This window comes from Rhizobium johnstonii 3841, from assembly GCF_000009265.1.
GTDB classification, from domain to species: Bacteria; Pseudomonadota; Alphaproteobacteria; order Rhizobiales; family Rhizobiaceae; genus Rhizobium; species Rhizobium acaciae.
This window is the reverse complement of the sequence record NC_008380.1, coordinates 137722-156163: the sequence shown is the minus strand read 5'-3', so window position 1 is coordinate 156163 and position 18442 is coordinate 137722. Positions and strand designations below refer to the sequence as shown.

The 18442-nt window shown below is 61.4% G+C and carries 17 protein-coding genes, 1 tRNA gene and 1 pseudogene; 10 read left to right on the top strand and 9 right to left on the bottom strand.

Annotation, left to right across the window (positions count from 1 at the left end; genetic code table 11):
• Positions 1 to 46 precede the first annotated feature (46 nt).
• The 7 genes from infB (at position 47) to RL_RS00640 (ending at position 9271) form a co-directional block, all read left to right on the top strand.
• On the top strand, positions 47 to 2800 hold the full coding sequence (gene infB, locus RL_RS00670) for a translation initiation factor IF-2 (protein ID WP_011649946.1): 2754 nt from the start codon (positions 47 to 49) through the stop codon (positions 2798 to 2800).
• 150 nt (positions 2801 to 2950) lie between these two features.
• Positions 2951 to 3355 (top strand): 30S ribosome-binding factor RbfA, encoded by a 405-nt coding sequence (rbfA, locus tag RL_RS00665; protein ID WP_003544322.1) that lies wholly within the window; start codon positions 2951 to 2953, stop codon positions 3353 to 3355.
• A 13-nt stretch (positions 3356 to 3368) separates the two neighbouring features.
• Positions 3369 to 4301: a tRNA pseudouridine(55) synthase TruB gene (truB, locus tag RL_RS00660; RefSeq protein ID WP_011649945.1), complete on the top strand. Its 933-nt coding sequence runs from the start codon at positions 3369 to 3371 to the stop codon at positions 4299 to 4301.
• A 116-nt stretch (positions 4302 to 4417) separates the two neighbouring features.
• The gene (locus RL_RS00655) at positions 4418 to 5269 is read left to right on the top strand and encodes an alpha/beta fold hydrolase (protein ID WP_028743603.1); all 852 of its coding nucleotides are present in this window, start codon (positions 4418 to 4420) and stop codon (positions 5267 to 5269) included.
• Between the two features lie 153 nt (positions 5270 to 5422).
• On the top strand, positions 5423 to 5692 hold the full coding sequence (rpsO, locus tag RL_RS00650) for a 30S ribosomal protein S15 (protein ID WP_003544317.1): 270 nt from the start codon (positions 5423 to 5425) through the stop codon (positions 5690 to 5692).
• A 348-nt stretch (positions 5693 to 6040) separates the two neighbouring features.
• Positions 6041 to 8179 (top strand): polyribonucleotide nucleotidyltransferase, encoded by a 2139-nt coding sequence (gene pnp / locus RL_RS00645; protein WP_011649943.1) that lies wholly within the window; start codon positions 6041 to 6043, stop codon positions 8177 to 8179.
• Between the two features lie 75 nt (positions 8180 to 8254).
• Positions 8255 to 9271: a class I SAM-dependent methyltransferase gene (locus RL_RS00640; protein ID WP_011649942.1), complete on the top strand. Its 1017-nt coding sequence runs from the start codon at positions 8255 to 8257 to the stop codon at positions 9269 to 9271.
• 88 nt (positions 9272 to 9359) lie between these two features.
• Here the strand turns inward: RL_RS00640 and fabI are convergent, their stop codons facing one another.
• Genes fabI through fabA form a run of 3 tightly spaced genes read right to left on the bottom strand, consistent with a single transcriptional unit; the run spans position 9360 to position 11967 of the window.
• A complete protein-coding gene (gene fabI / locus RL_RS00635) occupies positions 9360 to 10166 on the bottom strand; it encodes an enoyl-ACP reductase FabI (protein WP_011649941.1) in 807 nt (268 codons plus the stop codon).
• Positions 10167 to 10173: 7 nt separating this feature from the next.
• Entirely contained in the window at positions 10174 to 11406 is a 1233-nt protein-coding gene (fabB, locus tag RL_RS00630) for a beta-ketoacyl-ACP synthase I (protein WP_012759646.1), read from the bottom strand.
• 45 nt (positions 11407 to 11451) lie between these two features.
• Entirely contained in the window at positions 11452 to 11967 is a 516-nt protein-coding gene (gene fabA / locus RL_RS00625) for a 3-hydroxyacyl-[acyl-carrier-protein] dehydratase FabA (RefSeq protein ID WP_011649939.1), read from the bottom strand.
• Between the two features lie 300 nt (positions 11968 to 12267).
• On the opposite strand from fabA, the gene irrA reads away from it, so the two are divergent.
• Positions 12268 to 12687, top strand: coding sequence for an iron response transcriptional regulator IrrA (gene irrA / locus RL_RS00620; protein ID WP_041936121.1), 420 nt, complete (start codon positions 12268 to 12270; stop codon positions 12685 to 12687).
• A gap of 76 nt (positions 12688 to 12763) precedes the next feature.
• Here the strand turns inward: irrA and RL_RS00615 are convergent, their stop codons facing one another.
• Complete coding sequence (locus tag RL_RS00615; protein WP_011649937.1) at positions 12764 to 13399, bottom strand: trimeric intracellular cation channel family protein; 636 nt, start codon at positions 13397 to 13399, stop codon at positions 12764 to 12766.
• Between the two features lie 177 nt (positions 13400 to 13576).
• On the opposite strand from RL_RS00615, the gene RL_RS00610 reads away from it, so the two are divergent.
• Entirely contained in the window at positions 13577 to 14050 is a 474-nt protein-coding gene (locus RL_RS00610) for a hypothetical protein (RefSeq protein WP_003544300.1), read from the top strand.
• A gap of 3 nt (positions 14051 to 14053) precedes the next feature.
• Here RL_RS00610 and RL_RS00605 read toward each other — a convergent pair whose 3' ends face one another.
• The 5 genes and pseudogenes from RL_RS00605 to RL_RS00585 form a co-directional block, all read right to left on the bottom strand.
• Positions 14054 to 14842, bottom strand: a complete 789-nt coding sequence (locus RL_RS00605; RefSeq protein ID WP_011649935.1) for a YdcF family protein — start codon at positions 14840 to 14842, stop codon at positions 14054 to 14056.
• Positions 14843 to 14910: 68 nt separating this feature from the next.
• Positions 14911 to 15633: a YoaK family protein gene (locus RL_RS00600; RefSeq protein WP_011649934.1), complete on the bottom strand. Its 723-nt coding sequence runs from the start codon at positions 15631 to 15633 to the stop codon at positions 14911 to 14913.
• A 205-nt stretch (positions 15634 to 15838) separates the two neighbouring features.
• A pseudogene (locus RL_RS00595) lies at positions 15839 to 16066 on the bottom strand (GIY-YIG nuclease family protein); the annotation flags it as partial.
• Between the two features lie 121 nt (positions 16067 to 16187).
• A tRNA-Ala gene (locus RL_RS00590) sits at positions 16188 to 16263 on the bottom strand.
• Positions 16264 to 16414: 151 nt separating this feature from the next.
• Positions 16415 to 16798, bottom strand: coding sequence for a TIGR02300 family protein (locus RL_RS00585; RefSeq protein WP_011649932.1), 384 nt, complete (start codon positions 16796 to 16798; stop codon positions 16415 to 16417).
• Between the two features lie 276 nt (positions 16799 to 17074).
• On the opposite strand from RL_RS00585, the gene aroA reads away from it, so the two are divergent.
• Positions 17075 to 18433 carry a 3-phosphoshikimate 1-carboxyvinyltransferase gene (gene aroA, locus RL_RS00575; protein ID WP_011649931.1) on the top strand — a complete coding sequence of 453 codons (1359 nt, stop codon included), beginning with the start codon at positions 17075 to 17077 and terminating at the stop codon, positions 18431 to 18433.
• Positions 18434 to 18442: the final 9 nt, after the last annotated feature.

The window sequence follows — 18442 nt, the reverse complement described above, 5'->3', positions numbered from 1 at the left end:
AGGGTCTGATCTAGTCATCGCTCCCTGTCCGAAGGAACGGGAACGAATGACCGATAGTAACGACGACAAGACAATCAGCGTAGCGGGCAAAAAGACACTCACCCTGAAACCATCGGGGATGAGCCAGGGCACCGTTCGCCAGGATATGGGTCGAGGTCGCACCAAGGCGGTCGTCGTCGAGACCCGTAAGCGGCGCCCGATGCGCCCGGAAGACGAAAAGCCGATTACGCCCGTCGCTCCAGCGGCCCCCGTGCGCGCAGCCGAACCGGCGCCCGCACCCGTGCAGGCGCGTCCGCAGCAGCCGACGCCGGCTCCGCGGGTTCAGCAGGGCAACAACAACCAGACGAACCAGCGTCCGCCGCAGCAGTCCCACCAGCCGCCGCGCCAGAACGATCGCCCGCGCCCGGTGGTGCTGAACCATCTGTCGCCGGAAGAGATGGACGCCCGCCGCCGCGCGCTTGCCGACTCACAGGCGCGTGACGCCCAGGATGCGATCCGCCGCGCCGAGGAAGAAAAGCGCCGTGCCGCCGAAGAGGTTATCCGCAAGGCAGCCGAAGCGGAAGAAGCTGCCCGCAGGGCCGCTGAAGAGGCTATCCGGCAGGCTGAGGCACCCGCTGTTGCTGAACCCGCAGCCGCAGAACCGGCTCCGGCCGAAGCACGCACCGACGCGCCACGGCCGCCGCAGCCCGCATCGTCGGCGCCGGCCGCACGCCGGCCCGACGCGGCTGGAGCACCTGCTGCCCGTCCGGCACCCGGCGCTGCCGTCCCCGGCGCCGTTCGCGGCCGTCGCGACGAAAAGGAAGAAGACGATCGTGGCGCAGCGCGCGGCGGTCCGGTCCGTGGCCGCGTCGTTCGCCCGGAACCCGCAAAGCCGGTCACCACGCGTCCGAAGACGGATGAAGAGCGCCGTCGCGGCAAGTTGACGATCACCACTGCCAACGTCGACGGCGAGGATAATGCCCGCGGTCGTTCGCTCTCGGCGATGCGTCGCCGACAGGAGAAGTTCCGCCGCGGTCAGATGCAGGAAACCCGCGAGAAGATCTCCCGCGAGGTGGTTCTGCCCGAGACCATCACCATTCAGGAACTGTCGCAGCGCATGTCCGAACGCGCCGTCGACGTTATCAAGTACCTGATGAAGGAAGGCCAGATGATGAAGCCGGGCGACGTCATCGACGCCGACCTTGCCGAAATCATCGCCGGCGAATTCGGCCATACGGTCAGGCGCGTGTCGGAATCCGACGTCGAACTCGGCATCTTCAACGTGTCCGACGAGGATGGCGAACTGGTTTCGCGCCCACCCGTCGTTACCATCATGGGCCATGTCGACCACGGCAAGACCTCGCTGCTCGACGCCATCCGCCACGCCAACGTGGTCTCCGGCGAAGCCGGTGGCATCACGCAGCATATCGGCGCCTATCAGGTGGAGCAGAACGGTCAGAAGATCACCTTCATCGATACGCCCGGCCACGCCGCCTTCACGGCAATGCGTGCCCGCGGTGCGCAGGCGACCGACATCGCGATCCTGGTCGTCGCAGCCGACGACAGCGTGATGCCGCAGACGATCGAATCGATCAACCACGCCAAGGCGGCCGGTGTTCCGATCATCGTGGCGATCAACAAGGTCGACAAGCACGAGGCTGATCCGCAGAAGGTCCGCAACCAGCTGCTGCAGCACGAAGTCTTCGTGGAATCCATGGGCGGTGAAGTGCTTGACGTCGAGGTTTCGGCCAAGACCGGCAAGAATCTCGACAAGCTGCTCGAGGCGATCCTGCTGCAGGCGGAAATTCTCGATCTGAAGGCCAATGCGAACCGGACCGCGGAAGGCACTGTCATCGAAGCCCAGCTCGATCGTGGCCGTGGTTCGGTCGCGACCGTGCTCGTCCAGAAGGGTACGCTGCGTCCAGGCCAGATCATCGTCGCCGGCGACGTCTGGGGCCGCGTGCGTGCTCTCGTCACCGACAAGGGCGACCATGTGAAGGAAGCCGGCCCGGCAACGCCGGTCGAGGTTCTCGGTCTTTCCGGCACGCCGCAGGCGGGCGACAAGTTCGCCGTCGTCGAAAGCGAAAGCCGCGCCCGCGAAATCTCGGAATATCGTCAGCGTCTGGCCCGCGATAAGGCGGCTGCCCGCCAGTCGGGACAGCGCGGTTCGCTGGAACAGATGATGATGCAGCGCCAGAGCGTCGGCATCAAGGAGTTCCCGCTGGTCATCAAGGGTGACGTGCAGGGCTCGATCGAAGCGATTGCCGGCGCGCTGGAGAAGCTCGGCACCGACGAAGTTCGTGCCCGCATCGTCCATTCGGGCGCCGGCGGTATCACCGAGTCGGATATCTCGCTCGCCGAAGCCTCGAACGCGGCCATCATCGGCTTTAACGTTCGTGCGAATACGCAGGCACGCCAATTCGCCGAGCGCGAAGGCATCGAAATCCGCTACTACAACATCATCTACGACCTCGTGGATGACGTGAAGGCAGCGATGTCGGGCCTCCTGTCTCCGGAACGGCGCGAAACCTTCATCGGCAACGCCGAGATCCTCGAGGTGTTCAACATCACCAAGGTCGGCAAGGTCGCGGGCTGCCGTGTCGTCGAAGGCAAGGTCGAACGTGGTGCCGGCGTCCGCCTCATCCGCAACGACGTCGTCGTTCACGAAGGCAAGCTCAAGACGCTCAAGCGCTTCAAGGACGAAGTGTCCGAAGTGCCTATGGGTCAGGAATGCGGCATGGCCTTCGAAAACTACGAGGACATGCGCGCCGGCGACGTCATCGAGTGCTTCCGCGTCGAGCACATCACGCGCACGCTCTAAACTGCTGCGCCTGAACTTTTCCGAAAGCCATCCGCCAGCCGGCGGATGGCTTTCGGGTTCCTGCCGACTTGACCTTTTCGGCCAAAAGAGTCATGGACGCTCTCCTTTGACGGGTTCGATTCCCAGCCGCATCGGCAAATAGAGATAACAATGACCAGACCAACTTCTTCCGCGCCTTCGCAGCGCATGCTGCGCATTGGCGAACAGGTTCGCGCCGCTATCACCCAGGTACTGCAACGCGGCGAAGTGCGTGACGACGTCATCGAGGCGACCGTGATCTCGGTCTCGGAAGTGCGCATGTCGCCGGACCTCAAGATCGCCACCGCCTACGTGACGCCGCTCGGCGTTTCCGACCACAGCATCGTCATCGAGGCCCTGAACCGCCATGCGAGGTTCATCCGCGGCCGGCTCGGACCGCAGCTTCGGCAGATGAAATACATGCCGGAGGTACGCTTCCGCGACGATACCAGCTTCGACAACTACAAGAAGATCGACGAGCTGCTGCGTTCGCCCGAGGTGAGCCGCGACCTCGACGGCGATAATGACGAACAATAAACAGAAGAGACGCATGTCCAAACCACGCAAACCCAAGGGCCGGCCGATTTCCGGCTGGTTAATCCTCGACAAGCCGGTGGATTTCGGCTCGACGGAAGCCGTTTCCAAGATCAAGTGGCTCTATAAGGCTGAGAAGGCCGGTCATGCTGGCACGCTCGATCCGCTCGCCTCCGGCATGCTGCCGATCGCGCTCGGCGACGCGACAAAGACCGTTCCCTATGTGATGGACGGCCGCAAGATCTATGAATTCACGGTGAGCTGGGGCGAGGAGCGGGCGACCGACGACCTCGAGGGCGACGTGACCAAGAGTTCGGACAAACGTCCGAGCGAACAGCAGATTCGCGATATCCTGCCTGGATATATCGGCACTATCAGCCAGGTGCCGCCGCAGTTTTCCGCTATAAAGATCGCAGGTGAACGCGCCTATGATCTGGCGCGCGAAGGTGAAACCATCGAAATCCCCTCGCGTGAGGTCGATATTTTCCGGCTGACCTTGCTCGCCTGCCCGGACGCCGACAGCGCGCATTTCGAAGTGGAATGCGGCAAGGGTACCTATGTCAGGGCGCTGGCACGCGATTTCGGCCGCGAACTCGGCTGCTACGGCCACGTGTCGGGGCTGCGGCGCACCTTCGTCGCGCCTTTTGCGGAAGGGGCCATGGTGCCGCTCGCGGATCTCGTGGCACTGGAGGCGATCGAGGATATGGACGAGCGCCTGGCGGCCCTCGACGCGCTGCTGATCGACACCTGCGAAGCGCTATCCTCCCTGCCCCATCTCGTCATCAACGACGACCAGGCGCACCGGTTGAAGATGGGCAACCCGATCCTGGTGCGTGGCCGCGATGCGCCGGTTGCCGAAAGCGAAGCCTATGCGACGGCCCGCGGCAAGCTGATCGCGATCGGCGAGATCGGCCAGGGCGAGTTCCGCCCGAAGCGGGTTTTCGCCTGAGCCTATCTGGCTTTCTGACAAGACAGCGATTGTCAGGCGGTAGCGATGCGATATCTTCCCTGTCGGGCCGCCATAGCGGCCCGAGGGGCCATGGGGGCCCGACAGAGGGAAAGATTATGCGCGGAACTGCTATCGGAATCCTGACGTTCTTTTCGATGTTTCTCGCCGCCGCCGGCGCTCGATCGGCCGAGCGCTGGGCCGAGCTCCCGGCCTTTCCTTCGATGCCGGTGGCAAAGACGAGCGGCATGGCCGAGGTGAACGACATCAAGATGTATTACGCCGAATACGGCGAAGGCGACCCCATCCTGTTCATTCATGGCGGTCTTGGAAATGCCGACGTCTGGGGTCACCAGGTCGCCGATTTTGCCAAGGATCATCTGGTCATTGTTGCCGACAGCCGCGGACATGGGCGTTCGACGCGCAGCCAGCAACCCTTCGGTTACGATCTGATGACGTCTGATTACGTCGCCCTTCTCGACTATCTGAAGATCGACAAGGTGACACTTGTGGGATGGTCGGATGGCGGCATCATCGGCATCGACATGGCGATGAAAAATCCGGAAAAGCTGACGCGCGTCATTGCCCAGGCAGCCAACGTCACGACCGACGGCGTCAAGGCTGACGTGATGAACAACAAGACCTTCAACGACTACATCAACGTCGCCGGCGAATATTACAGGAAACTGTCGCCGACGCCGAACGAGTACGAGGCCTTCGTGACACAGATTTCCCACATGTGGGAGACCCAGCCGGCATGGACGGCAGCGGATCTTGGAAAGATTGCGGTGCCGGTCACGCTCGCCATCGGCGACCATGACGAGGCGGTGAAGCTCGACCATACGGAAATGATGGCGAAAGACATTCCGGGCGCCAAGCTCGTGATCCTGAAAGACGCCAGCCATTTCGCCATGCTGCAGGATCCCACGGGTTACGATGCGATGATCCGGGACGCCATGGCGGGCCGTTGAAAACCGCTGCGGGCGCTCCCCTCTTTCCATCGCGGCTTATTTGGTTTATAGGCAGCGCCAGCGTCAGGTTTGCCTGCTCGCATTCACGGCCAAAGCTGGACGACATCCCGGCTTTTGGCGACTTTATCTCCTCCTCTTAGAAAGGATCACCCGATGTCGATCACTGCTGAGCGCAAGTCTGCGCTGATCAAGGAATATGCGACCGTTGAAGGCGATACCGGTTCTCCGGAAGTCCAGGTCGCGATCCTGACCGAACGCATCAACAACCTGACCGAACACTTCAAGGACCACAAGAAGGATAACCATTCCCGCCGTGGCCTGCTGACGATGGTTTCGAGCCGCCGCTCGCTTCTTGATTATCTCAAGAAGAAGGATGAAGGCCGCTATTCCAAGCTGATCACCAGCCTGGGTATCCGCCGCTAAGATTGTCCGGCGGGCGCTTTCCGAGCGCCCGCCGGATCTGTTTCGGGACGACGTTCCCGATGAAATGTTCCAGCCGCGCCCTATCTTTTAGCGGTGGAAAGACCGGCAGACCCGGATGGGCCGGTTCTGCCAAACCAACCGTTGACCTGTCATGGGGCAGGATTGCCGGATGCTTTCGGCCAAGGCTTGTCAATGAGCTTTGGCCCGGTTTCTCAGGAACGCCTGAGGAAACCGAGGATGAAAAGCCTCCCGTTGTCTTGCCCGTGATACGTCACATTGATTGCGGTCGACTGTGCGCTGCGCCTTGATATCGGCGATGGCGCGTGCTCCCGCATTGAAGGACAAGACATGTTTGATACACACACAGTGGAAATCGAGTGGGCCGGCCGCCCGCTGAAGCTCGAAACCGGCAAGATCGCCCGTCAGGCCGACGGCGCGGTTCTCGCCACCTACGGCGAAACCGTCGTTCTCGCCACCGTCGTCTCGGCCAAGGCGCCGAAGGCCGGCCAGGACTTCTTTCCGCTCACCGTCAACTACCAGGAAAAGACCTATGCGGCCGGCAAGATCCCCGGCGGCTATTTCAAGCGCGAAGGCCGTCCGAGCGAGAAGGAAACCCTGGTTTCCCGCCTGATCGACCGCCCGATCCGCCCGCTGTTCCCTGAGGGCTACAAGAACGACACGCAGGTTGTCGTTACCGTTATCCAGCATGACCTCGAAAACGATCCCGACGTGCTGTCGATGGTTGCCACCTCGGCTGCGCTGACGCTGTCCGGCGTTCCCTTCATGGGCCCCGTCGGCGGTGCGCGCGTCGGCTACATCAACGGCGAATACGTTCTCAACCCGCATCTCGACGAGATGGACGAATCGAGCCTCGACCTCGTCGTCGCCGGCACCTATGACGCCGTGCTGATGGTGGAATCCGAAGCCAAGGAACTTAACGAAGACGTCATGCTCGGCGCCGTCATGTTCGGCCACAAGGGCTTCCAGCCGGTTCTCGACGCGATCATCAAGCTCGCCGAAGTGGCCGCCAAGGAGCCGCGCGACTTCCAGCCGGCAGACTATTCCGCGCTCGAAAGCGAAATGCTCGGCCTTGCCGAAGGTGAACTGCGCAATGCCTACAAGATCACTCAGAAGGCTGATCGCTACGCCGCCGTCGACGCCGTCAAGGCGAAGGTGAAGGCGCATTTCCTCCCCGAGGAAGGCGAAGCCAAGTACACGGCCGAGGAAGTCGGCGCGATCTTCAAGCACCTGCAGGCGAAGATCGTCCGCTGGAACATCCTCGACACCAAGAGCCGCATCGACGGTCGCAACCTCGAAACCGTCCGTCCGATCGTTTCGGAAGTCGGCCTTCTGCCACGCACCCACGGTTCGGCGCTGTTCACCCGCGGCGAAACCCAGGCGATCGTGGTTGCCACGCTCGGCACCGGCGAAGACGAGCAGTATGTCGACAGCCTGACGGGCATGTACAAGGAGCGCTTCCTGCTCCATTACAACTTCCCTCCCTACTCGGTTGGCGAGACCGGCCGCATGGGCTCCCCGGGTCGCCGCGAAATCGGCCACGGCAAGCTCGCATGGCGCGCGATCCGTCCGATGCTGCCGACGCCTGAGCAGTTCCCCTACACGCTGCGCGTCGTCTCCGAGATCACCGAGTCGAATGGCTCGTCCTCGATGGCGACCGTCTGCGGTACCTCACTCGCTCTGATGGACGCCGGCGTTCCGCTGGCAAAGCCGGTTGCCGGTATCGCCATGGGTCTGATCCTGGAAGGCGATCGCTTCGCTGTCCTGTCCGACATTCTCGGTGACGAAGACCACCTCGGCGATATGGACTTCAAGGTCGCCGGTACCGCCGACGGCATCACCTCGCTGCAGATGGACATCAAGATCACCGGTATCACCGAAGAGATCATGAAGGTCGCCCTTGGCCAGGCCCAGGGCGGTCGTGTCCACATCCTCGGCGAAATGTCCAAGGCGATCACCGAAAGCCGCGGCCAGCTCGGCGAATTCGCTCCGCGCATCGAAGTCATGAACATCCCGGTCGACAAGATCCGTGAAGTCATCGGCTCCGGCGGCAAGGTCATTCGCGAAATCGTCGAAAAGACCGGCGCGAAGATCAACATCGAGGATGACGGCACCGTCAAGATCGCCTCGTCTTCGGGCAAGGAAATCGAAGCGGCCCGCAAGTGGATCCACTCGATCGTTGCCGAACCTGAAATCGGCCAGGTCTACGAAGGCACGGTCGTCAAGACCGCCGACTTCGGCGCCTTCGTCAACTTCTTCGGCGCCCGTGACGGCCTCGTCCACATCTCGCAGCTCGCTTCCGAGCGTGTTGCCAAGACCCAGGACGTCGTCAAGGAAGGCGACAAGGTCTGGGTCAAGCTGCTCGGCTTCGACGAACGCGGCAAGGTTCGCCTGTCGATGAAGGTCGTCGACCAGGCCACCGGCCAGGAAATCCCGAACGAGAAGAAGAAGGAAGAAGCGGCCGAATAAGCCGCCTTCCAAATTTGCTATCGGGCGCGGGAATGCTTCCGCGCCCTTTTTTGTATGAGAAGACGAGACGAGACCATGAGCAGCGAGACGCTGAAGACCCTGTTCCATCCCTTTGCCAGCGGCACAGTCGCGGCGCCCGGCGAGGGCGAGCGCGTGCTCTTCCTCGGCGCCGAGGCGGGCTTTGCGCTGCCGGAAGGCTTTGCTGCCTCGCTCAGCGCCGTCCAGGGCTTCCGGCCGCTCTATCGGCAGCTACTGGCCCAGCGGATCGAAGCCAAGCCGGAGATCGACGGCGAGGACTACGATGCCGCTCTCGTGCTCTGCACCAAGCACAAGGGCGAGAACGAGGCCAATCTCGCCGCGGCGATCGCCCGCACGCGGCTCGGCGGCCTGATCGTCGTTGCCGGCGCCAAGGAAGACGGCATCCAGCCGCTGCGCAAGCGGATGGAAGGTTTCAATCTCGCCGTCGATTATATGCCGAAATATCATGGTGTCGCCTTCTGGTTCGGCCGGCCGGCGGATGCAGACGAGATTATCTCCAAGCTGGCAAAGGCGCCTGTGCGCGTCGACGGCCGTTTCAATGCAACCGCCGGCATGTTCTCGCATGACCGCATCGATGCCGGATCGGAGCTGCTGACCTCGCGCCTGCCTGAGGATTTCACCGGCGACGTCGCGGATTTCGGTGCCGGATGGGGCTATCTCTCCGTCGAGATGGCGCGGAAGTCGGTTGGACTGACGCGCCTCGACCTCTACGAGGCCGATCACGCGGCTTTGGAGGCTGCCAGGGATAATCTGGCTAAGAACTGCCCGAACGCGCCTGCGCGCTTCTTCTGGCACGATCTGGCGGGTGAGCCGGTCAAGGATAAATACGATCTCATCATCATGAACCCGCCCTTCCATGAGGGGCACGCGGCCGAGCCGGCGCTCGGCCAGGCAATGATCAAGACTGCCGCATCCGCCCTTCGCGGTGGCGGCCGCCTGATGCTCGTCGCCAATCGCGGCCTGCCTTACGAGCCGGTTCTGGCGGCGAATTTCAGGGAAAGCGGCGAAACCTGCCGCAACGCCCGGTTCAAGGTTCTCTGGGCGAAGAAATAGGCTCAAGGCCTCGATACGATCATTCTTACCGAGAAAAAGGCCGTGCGCATCATCTGCGCACGGCCTTTGAGTTTCCATCGAATAGTGTTTATTCGACGTCCGCTTTGCGCAGCGTTTCCAGCGTCGGCATGGAGGTGACGTTGAAGCCGGCGTCGACGAAATGGACTTCGCCGGTGACGCCCGAGGAAAGGTCGGAAAGCAGGTAGAGAGCCGAGCTGCCGACCTGATCGATGGTCACGGTCTTGCGCAGCGGCGCATTGCGCTGGTTCCAGGAGAGGATCGCGCGCGCATCGGAGATGCCGGCGCCGGCAAGCGTGCGGATCGGGCCGGCGGAAATGGCATTGACGCGGATGCCGCGCGGGCCGTAATCGGCGGCGAGATAGCGCACCGAAGCCTCGAGCGCTGCCTTGGCGACGCCCATGACGTTGTAGTTCGGGATGACGCGCGTCGAGCCATTATAGGTCAGCGTCAGCATCGCACCACCATCTTCCATCAACGGAGCGCAGCGCTTGGCGATCTCGGTGAAGGAGAAACAGGAAATGACCATGGTGCGGCTGAAATTCTCACGCGTCGTATCGGCGTAGAGACCCTTCAGCTCGTTCTTGTCGGAAAAGCCGATGGCATGGACGATGAAATCGAGCTTGCCCCAGCGCTCGCTTATCGCGTCGACGACGGCATCGACCGAGGCGATGTCCTCGACGTCGCAGGGCAGGACGAAATCCGAGTTGACCTCGGCAGCAAGCGGCTTGACGCGCTTGCCGAGCGCATCGCCCTGATAGGTGAAGGCGAGTTCCGCACCCTGTGCGGCGAGAGCTTTTGAAATTCCCCAGGCGATCGAGTGGTTGTTGGCGACGCCCATGACGAGCCCGCGCTTACCCTGCATGATTCCCGTCATATTATTATTATCCGTTATAGCGCTGGAAGACGAGCGTGGCGTTGGTGCCACCGAAGCCGAAGGAATTGGAGAGGGCAATGTCGATCTTGGCGTCGTCGATACGCTTGCGCACGATCGGTACGCCTTCGAATTCGGGATCGAGCTCGGTGATATGGGCGCTTTCGCCGATGAAGCCTTGCTGCATCATCAGCAGGGAGTAGATCGATTCCTGCACACCGGCAGCGCCAAGCGAATGGCCGGTCAGCGACTTGGTCGACTGGATATGCGGGATCTTCGAGCCGAATACTTCGCGGATGGCGCCGATTTCCTTGCTGTCGCCGACCGGCGTCGACGTGCCATGGGTGTTGACGTAGTCGACATCGCCTTTGACGGTGGCGAGCGCCTGGCGCATGCAGCGGATAGCGCCTTCGCCCGAGGGGGCGACCATGTCGTAGCCGTCTGAAGTTGCGCCGTAGCCGACGATTTCGGCATAGATCTTGGCACCGCGGGCCTTGGCGCGTTCCAGCTCCTCAAGCACCAGCACGCCCGCGCCGCCGGCGATGACGAAACCATCCCGGTTGACGTCATAGGCGCGCGAGGCGCTGTCCGGCGTGTCGTTGTACTTGGAGGACATGGCGCCCATGGCGTCGAAGAGGTTGGACATCGTCCAGTCGAGATCTTCGTGGCCGCCGGCAAACATCACGTCCTGCTTGCCCCACTGGATCATCTCGGCGGCGTTGCCGATGCAATGCGCCGAGGTCGAGCAGGCCGACGAGATCGAATAATTGACGCCGTGGATCTTGAACCAGGTGGCGAGCGTGGCCGATGCAGTCGAGGACATCGCCTTCGGCACGGCGAAGGGGCCGATGCGCTTCGGGCTGTTGTTCTTGATGGTGATTTCGGCGGCTTCGATCAGGGTGCGGGTGGACGGACCGCCAGATCCCATGATGATGCCGGTACGCTCGTTCTGAGCGTAGTCTTTCTCTTCCAGGCCGGAATCGGCAAGTGCCTGCTTCATGGCGACATGGTTCCAGGCGCCGCCCTGCGACAGGAAACGCATGGCGCGGCGGTCGACCAGTTCGGCAAGTTCGGCCGAACCGAGCTTCGGACTGCCCCAGACCTGGCACTTGAACCCATGTTCGGCGAAATCGCTCGAAAAGGAGATACCCGACTTTGCCTGTCGCAAGGATTCGGTGACTTCGGCCGCGTCGTTTCCGATCGAGGACACGACACCCAGACCTGTGACAACTACCCGTCTCATCTGATCAAACCTTTGTTGTTTTCGTCAGCCGCTCGAAATGCGGTTTCAGGCCGTCTTGTCTTTCGATAGACCGACGCGAAGATCGGCCGCCTGATATATGGTCTCGCCGTCCGCCTTTAGCCAGCCGTCGGCGGTGCCGAGGACCAGACGGCCGCGCATGACACGCTTGAAGTCGATGCCATATTCGATCAGCTTCGTCTGTGGCCGGACCATGCCCTTGAATTTCACTTCGCCTGTTGAAAGCGCCATGCCGCGGCCTTCTTCGCCGAGCCAACCCAGAAAGAAACCGGTCAGCTGCCACATGCCGTCGAGACCGAGGCAACCCGGCATGATCGGGTTGCCTTCGAAATGGCAGGGAAAATACCAGTCATCCGGGCGAACGTCATATTCCGCCCTGAGGTAGCCCTTATCGAAGGTGCCGCCCGTTTCGGAAATCTCCGTGATGCGGTGAACCATCAGCATGGGCGGCAGAGGCAGCTGTGCATTGCCGGGCCCGAACAGCTCGCCATGTGCGCAAGCGATGAGTTCTTCATACGAGAAGCTGGACTGTCTGGTCGTCATAAAGTTTCTTTTCCCCCCGCATCAAGCCGATGGATGTGAACGTGTAGTCCAAGTTCTTCAGAAAATGAAGCACAAGCAAGGCAGCTTCATTCATCTCCCCGGACCAGGCTTGCGCCATTATTTGGTGGTCGCATACAGGAAGGCTAGGGCCGGGACCAGACCTATTTGCGTCAAAAGCCCGTTTTTGCCGCGTTTATCAGGCTCCTGTCCCCATTGAACTATTGAAAGGCTCCGATGCAAAAGTTATACCCCTTAAAGAAACATGATTGCTTTATGCCAGAATAACCGGAGTTGGTTTTGATGACGGGTGCATTCCCGATCGCAATAGAGGTAAGGCTGCGCGGTGCAGGCCTGCGCCCCACCCGCCAGCGCGTCGCGCTCGGCGACCTCCTGTTTGCCAAGGGCGACCGGCATTTGACCGTCGAGGAACTGCATGAAGAGGCGGTTGCCGCCGGCGTGCCGGTGTCCTTGGCAACCGTCTACAACACGCTGCATCAGTTCACGGAAGCCGGTCTCATTCGAGTTCTCGCCGTCGAGAGCGCCAAGACCTATTTCGACACCAATGTTTCCGACCATCACCATTTCTTCGTCGAAGGCGATAACGAGGTGCTCGACATTCCCGTCAGCAACCTGACGATCGCCAATCTGCCGGAACCGCCTGAGGGCATGGAGATCGCCCATGTCGACGTGGTGATCCGCCTGCGGGCGAAGCAGGGCTGACGACGCCTCTAAAGCGCGTCGCGCCGAATCGGCCTCATGCGATGCCCTTTAGATCTTTATTTTTATGCATGTCGCTTCACATGACATCGTCGGGATGCCGGCCAGGCTTGTGCCTGTAGGTTGGGAACGTCCAGCCGAACCACAGGGCTCCACCGCGCACCCCAAAGGCCGCCACGACGCCGCAGGCAGACGCCAGATAGAGCTGCATTCCGAGCCCATTGGCGAGCGTGAACACGCCGGCGCCGATAAGGGCTGCAGTCACGTAGATTTCCGGCCGCAACAACACCGAAGGCTCGTTTGCCATCAGATCGCGCAGGATGCCGCCGAAGGTCGCCGTCAGCGTGCCGGTGACGATCGCGATGGTAGGCGAACCGGTGGCGGCGAGGCCCTTGGCAGCACCGATCACGCAATAGGCGGCAAGGCCGATCGCATCCAGCCAGATCAGCAGGCGATAGCGCGATTCCAGCAGATGGGCGGTGAAGAAGACCATGACGCCCACGATGCAGCAGACGAGGATATAGGCGGGGTTCAGCACCCAGAAGACCGGCACGCGGCCGAGCACGATATCGCGCACGGTGCCGCCGCCCGTTCCCGTCACCATGGCAAAAAACAAAAAACCGATCAGGTCCAATTGCTTGCGCGAGGCGGCAAGTGCGCCTGTTGCGGCAAACAGCGCAATGCCGGCATAATCGAGATAGACGAGCAAGGACATGCGAACCCCGAAACCGGCAGACGTTTTATCGAAAGAACCACGGCGGCAAGGGCGGCGCAAGGCGGCGGCGCCATAAAGCTAAGGTCTTTACGTGATGCATGTCGTTGTCCTAGAACCGCTGCACACTTTTGGCGACATGCATTGGGCCACAGAGCCTTTATCCAAAAGAGGAAAGCCGTGAAAACGCTGGTGCTCGCCGTTCTGAATATCGTCCTGCTGCTTGCCATGCCGGCTGTCGCCCTCAGTCAGCAATCGCTGATCTCCGACCCTGAGATCTACGAGAAGAAACATTTCCAGGAGCAGTGCAAGACGGCCGAATTTGCCGATGGTTTCATCATCCGGCAGGACATCAACAATGACGGCCTGATCGACGCGGTGGTCAACGAGGGCCAGCTGACCTGCGACGGGCAGAAGGGGCCGCAATGCAATGACGACGGCTGTACCTATAATTTCTACCTGCAGGTTGCCGAAGGCGGTTATTTCATGATCGCGACGGCGCAAATCTATGGCTACGATTTCGTCCAGCGCTTCGGCAACATGGTGTTGGCGATGAAGATGCATCCGCGCTTCTGCGACCGCACCGAAGGTGATCCCTGCATCGTGACGGCACGCGTCCGCGGCACGAAATTCGTCACCATCTCGAAGAAATAGCTCTCAGCTCGGATAAAGCTCCGACGTGCGGCCGGCGAGATAATAGCCGACCAGGCCGTACCATTCGCGGATCGCCGTCGCCAGGTTTTGCGCATTGAGGCTCGGCTGAGTGAAATCGAGCCCCAGCCTCACCTGACCGTCAGTGCGATAATCGGTCGGCCAGGGCACGATATCGATGCCGAGCTTGCGGAAGATGCCGACGGAGCGCGGCATGTGGAAACCCGAGGTGATCAGCAGGCAATTGGAAAGGCCCTGGCTTGCCAGAAATTCCTTGGTGTTGACGGCGTTTTCGAAGGTCGTGCGCGATTGCCTCTCCTCGATCAGGCGATCCCTGCCGACGCCGAAGAGCGGGAAGAAGCGCTCGGATGCCGCCGCGTCGCCTTCATAGATGCCGGAAATGGAGCCGTCGCCGCCCGACACCAGAATGCGCGACTGCGGAAATTTCTGCGCCAGCCGCAGGGCTTCGATGAAGCGATCGGCTCCACCATTGAATTCTATGCCGTGGCGCGCCGTGTTCACCTCGTTTTCGAAGCCGCCGCCGAGCACGATCATGCATTGCAGGCTATCGGGATCGGCGGCGGGCTTTGCGAAGCGCTGCTCGAGACCCTGCATCAGCAGGTTGCCGGCCGTGGTGTAGAGCGTGACGAAGAGGATGAGGGCCGAACCAGCTGCGCCGAGGATACTTAAGGTACGCCAGCGCAGAAGGCCGGCAAGCAGGGCAAGGAAGACGAGGAAGAATGCCAGCGACAGCGGCTGCGCGAAAATCCAGACAAGCTTCGAAATCAGGAACAAGACCCACTCCTTGAGGATTGGCGGCGATCCTTCCTATCCGATTCGACGGTGACAGGAATGCGACGGTTTTATTTCGCGCGCGTGATGGCCGATCCGCTCGGTGCGACCTTCTGATTGAAGCGGCGCTGAAGCGGCCGAGGGATGAGCATGGCGGCAAGTGCAAGCACCATGGCGAAGAGGGAGACCAGCCACAGCGCATGTGCGCCCGTTAGCCGTGTCAGGACGGCCCCGGCGATCGCGCCGAGCACCATGCCGCCCCAGGGCACGATCTGGATCGTCCATTCGACACGACGATCGCCGATGATCCAGCGGCCGATGCCGCGGCCGAAGCGCGACAGGGCGCCGGTCACATAGGTCAGCCCGATCGGCAGGCCTTCAATGTGCTCGACGGCAGCGTTCACCATGCCCATGGAAAAGACTATCATGTAGAACCGTGCGAACAGCATGTTCTGCACCGTCATCATCGAGGCGAGCGCCAGAACCAGCCCGACGCAGCCAAGCACCACGAAAATGCGGCGTTGCGAGATATGGGAGATGACGATGCCTGCCGCATTGCCAAGCACGAAAACGACGATGGCGCAGATCAGGACCGCCGCGTGATAAAGATTGCCCTCGCTCAAGGCCAGTGCGGCCCGCGTCGTGTTGCCCGTCATGAACGAGACGAAATCGCCGGTCAGCAGAAGACCGGTCGCATCGGTCATGCCGGCCAGAAACGAGATCGAGCCGACAAGGGCGAGCCCGGTCAGGGTTCGTCGGGTACGGATGATGCGGCGGCGTCTTGATCTGGTCATTGGTTGAAGGTCCTGGAGCCGAATCGCTGAGGTTGCGGCAACCAACATACATCGTCCTATTGAGGAATTGGCAAAGGTGATCGGAAGGGGATGGGGGCGTTTACGTCAATCTAACGCGCGACCCGGTCGGTCGAGTTGCAATTGTCTGATCGGGCGGCTGCGGGAGCGTCCTGCCGGAATTGAAGGGGGCGGCTAGAGTCTTTATCTTTGCGAAAGCTCTGCCTGAAGCCGACTTCAGATATTTCTCGAAAGCGAAGGCCTGCGCTTCATCGGAGAAAGCGAGATAGGTCTTGAGAGACCAAGGGAGGTACTTCGAGGTATGCGAAACCTCGCCAGCGTTGTGCTTTGCCAGACGCGACTTTAGGTCACTCGTCACGCCTACGTAATAGCGATCCGGAAATTCAGTGCTATGGAGAATGTAGACGTAGTTCATGGAAGGATCATAGCCCGCCTACGTTGCTTCGCAACTTCGGCGCGGCAGCCTCCGCTTCCCTTCTCGCCCTCGTCCCGTCAATCCTTCCGGCTTGCCGAGCCGAAGCTCGAAGAGCGTAGGGTGGTGGAGCTAAGCGGGATCGAACCGCTGACCTCTTGCATGCCATGCAAGCGCTCTCCCAGCTGAGCTATAGCCCCATCAAGGTGGTCCGGCTCAGGGCCGGTCCTGGGATGTTCCTCAAGGCGTGCGCCTTCGGAGTGGCGGCTTATTACTTCCGGATTCCGGAGATAGCAAGCCTAAAAAAATGCGGCCCGGAGAATTTTTTCCTCGCCGGGCCGAAATGCGGTCTCAGACTTCGTCTTCGTCGCCGGTCACGCCGATGATGTCGCTCATGTCGTCATCATCGTCATCTTCGTCGGGTGTGAGGAAGGTATCGTCGTCGTCATCGCCTTCGATTTCGACATCGTCATCGCCGATATCGGGGATGTCGTCGCCGCTGGCGGCGTCATCGGCATCTTCCAGCGAAACCAGTTCGACTTCGGTGTTTTCAGTATCGACTTCCGCGACCTCGTCTTCTTCGGCAACTTCGGCGATCGCCGAGGTTTCTTCAAAGAAGGACAGAGGGTAGGACTTGCCGGTATAAGGAGAGACGATCGGATCCCGGTTCAGATCATAAAACTTCTTGCCGGTTTCCGGATCGGTACGCTTGGTTCCAAGTTCCGCTTTCGCCACTATGAGCCTCGTGTGAATAGCCGAATATGAGATTCGGCAGATGCCGTTCAAGCCGGCGTTCCATCGGAATTTATAAGCCGGTCCCCTTAATCGCTGTGGCTTCCCATGTCAAAGCCAAACTTTGCGATCGGAGCGCCGGGTTTTTGGCAAGCCGACGGATGACCGCCCGGCACGTTTATGTTAACGAGCCGCAACAGCTGCAGAAGCGGACGGGAATTGCGACCGGCCAAGCCCGTCTTGCGGCGAAAATAGACTGCGTTTGCAAAGGATTGCGTCATGCTGAACGGCTCCGCGTCAAAGCCCGCCACCGCCCGCAAATCCGCCGGTCTTACGGGCAGCGTCCGTATTCCGGGCGACAAATCGATCTCGCATCGTTCCTTCATGATCGGCGGGCTTGCTTCCGGCGAAACCCGGATCACCGGCCTGCTCGAAGGCGAGGACGTTATCAATACCGGCCGGGCGATGCAGGCGATGGGCGCCAGGATTCGCAAAGAAGGCGCGCAATGGGTGATCGAGGGCACCGGCAACGGTGCGCTGCTTGCGCCTGACGCGCCGCTCGATTTTGGCAATGCCGGCACCGGCGTGCGGCTGACCATGGGCCTCGTCGGCACTTACGACTTTCACTCGACCTTCATCGGCGACGCCTCGCTTTCGAAACGGCCGATGGGCCGCGTGCTCAATCCGCTGCGCGAAATGGGCGTGCAGGTCAGCGCATCCGAAGGCGACAGGCTGCCGGTGACGCTCAGAGGCCCGGGAACGCCGAGCCCGATCCGCTATCGCGTGCCGATGGCATCCGCCCAGGTGAAATCGGCCGTACTGCTTGCCGGTCTCAATACGCCGGGAGTCACCACGGTCATCGAGCCGGTGATGACGCGCGACCATACCGAAAAGATGCTGCAGGGTTTTGGCGCCGCCCTTTCCGTCGAGACGGACGGGGATGGCGTCCGCACGATCCGGCTCGAAGGCCGCGGCAAGCTGGCGGGCCAGGTGATCGACGTACCGGGCGATCCCTCCTCCACCGCCTTCCCGCTGGTTGCGGCGCTGATTGTTCCCGGCTCCGACATCACCATCGTCAACGTGCTGATGAACCCGACCCGCACGGGGCTGATCCTGACGCTGCAGGAGATGGGCGCTGATATCGAGGTGGTGAATGCACGTCTTGCCGGCGGCGAGGACGTGGCGGATCTGCGCGTGCGCCATTCCGAGCTCAAGGGCGTCACCGTTCCCGAAGATCGCGCGCCGTCGATGATCGACGAATATCCTATCCTCGCCGTCGCCGCCTGTTTCGCCGAGGGCGCGACGGTCATGAAGGGGCTGGAGGAACTGCGCGTCAAGGAGTCCGACCGTCTTTCCGCCGTCGCCGATGGCCTAAAGCTGAATGGCGTCGACTGCGACGAAGGCGAGGATTTTCTCATCGTGCGCGGCCGGCCAGACGGCAAGGGCCTCGGTAACGCTGCCGACGGCAGGGTCAGCACGCATCTCGACCATCGCATCGCCATGAGTTTCCTTGTCCTGGGGCTTGCCTCGGAGCATGCTGTGACGATCGACGACGCGGCGATGATCGCGACCAGTTTTCCGGAATTCATGCAGCTGATGACCGGCCTTGGAGCGAAGATCGAGCTGGTGGCGGAATGATGTGCCAGC

Bases quoted from the DNA above. Each gene is read 5' to 3' on its own strand.
- infB (WP_011649946.1), top strand. From the start codon at position 47: ATGACCGATAGTAACGACGACAAGACAATCAGCGTAGCGGGCAAAAAG.
- rbfA (WP_003544322.1), top strand. From the start codon at position 2,951: ATGACCAGACCAACTTCTTCCGCGCCTTCGCAGCGCATGCTGCGCATT.
- truB (WP_011649945.1), top strand. From the start codon at position 3,369: ATGTCCAAACCACGCAAACCCAAGGGCCGGCCGATTTCCGGCTGGTTA.
- RL_RS00655 (WP_028743603.1), top strand. From the start codon at position 4,418: ATGCGCGGAACTGCTATCGGAATCCTGACGTTCTTTTCGATGTTTCTC.
- rpsO (WP_003544317.1), top strand. From the start codon at position 5,423: ATGTCGATCACTGCTGAGCGCAAGTCTGCGCTGATCAAGGAATATGCG.
- pnp (WP_011649943.1), top strand. From the start codon at position 6,041: ATGTTTGATACACACACAGTGGAAATCGAGTGGGCCGGCCGCCCGCTG.
- RL_RS00640 (WP_011649942.1), top strand. From the start codon at position 8,255: ATGAGCAGCGAGACGCTGAAGACCCTGTTCCATCCCTTTGCCAGCGGC.
- fabI (WP_011649941.1), bottom strand. From the start codon at position 10,166: ATGACGGGAATCATGCAGGGTAAGCGCGGGCTCGTCATGGGCGTCGCC.
- fabB (WP_012759646.1), bottom strand. From the start codon at position 11,406: ATGAGACGGGTAGTTGTCACAGGTCTGGGTGTCGTGTCCTCGATCGGA.
- fabA (WP_011649939.1), bottom strand. From the start codon at position 11,967: ATGACGACCAGACAGTCCAGCTTCTCGTATGAAGAACTCATCGCTTGC.
- irrA (WP_041936121.1), top strand. From the start codon at position 12,268: ATGACGGGTGCATTCCCGATCGCAATAGAGGTAAGGCTGCGCGGTGCA.
- RL_RS00615 (WP_011649937.1), bottom strand. From the start codon at position 13,399: ATGTCCTTGCTCGTCTATCTCGATTATGCCGGCATTGCGCTGTTTGCC.
- RL_RS00600 (WP_011649934.1), bottom strand. From the start codon at position 15,633: ATGACCAGATCAAGACGCCGCCGCATCATCCGTACCCGACGAACCCTG.
- aroA (WP_011649931.1), top strand. From the start codon at position 17,075: ATGCTGAACGGCTCCGCGTCAAAGCCCGCCACCGCCCGCAAATCCGCC.